General features: G+C 52.9%; 1 pseudogene. It reads right to left on the bottom strand.

The annotated features are described in order from the left end of the window. Positions 1 to 54 precede the first annotated feature (54 nt). Positions 55 to 432, bottom strand: a pseudogene (locus tag L1065_RS15725) (recombinase family protein); the annotation flags it as partial. Between the last annotated feature and the right edge of the window lie 313 nt (positions 433 to 745).

Below are 745 nucleotides of genomic sequence, written 5' to 3'. Positions count from 1 at the left end.
GATCCAGCGCATCAACCACACGCACAATCAGCACCAATCAATTCATGCAACAGTCCCTTCAAGAGTACGTTCTGCGATCCGGCGGCGCTCAAAATGGGCGATGGATGCGAAGACGTGGAAGATTAGCTCTCCGGCTGGCGTTGTGGTGTCGATATCCTCGGCCAAGGAGCGAAAGCCGGCACCGTGCTCACGGATCATCTCGACAATCTCCAGAAGGTCTTTCAGAGAACGGGCCAGGCGGTCGTATTTGGTGACGGTCACAACATCGCGGTCACGGAGCTGGTCTAGCATCCTGTCCAGCTCTGGGCGTTCGCGCTTCGATCCACTGATTTTGTCTGCAAATAATTTACCAGCCCCTGCCGCTGTCAGTGCGTCAATTTGAGCATCAAGACTCTGGTCGTCAGTGCTGACGCGGGCATATCCAATAATCATACCTTAGTGTGACAAAAACCTGCCAAAACCGCAAAGGTTTTGCCGTAGGTTTTTGTCCGACCTAAACGGTTGATCTGGCGTGGGGCAAGGCAGGGTGGCAGAAACGACCGTTTTTGACATGCCGATGTGTACAAAAGTCTCTGACCCACAATGGTTAGAATTCTTTCCTAGAAGATGCCAGTATGCACATTCACAGCAATGATGATCAAAAGCAGTCCCCCTATCCACGCCAGCCCTTCGCGAAAGCGGTGCTTTTTATCGAGTGCGCGCGTAGCTCTACTGCCCATAAGTGCGACCACAAGGTCTGATGGCG

It is taken from the genome of Nereida sp. MMG025, assembly GCF_021654165.1.
Lineage (GTDB): Bacteria > Pseudomonadota > Alphaproteobacteria > Rhodobacterales > Rhodobacteraceae > Nereida.
Note: the sequence above shows the minus strand (reverse complement) of the source record. Positions and strands in the feature narration are given on the sequence as shown.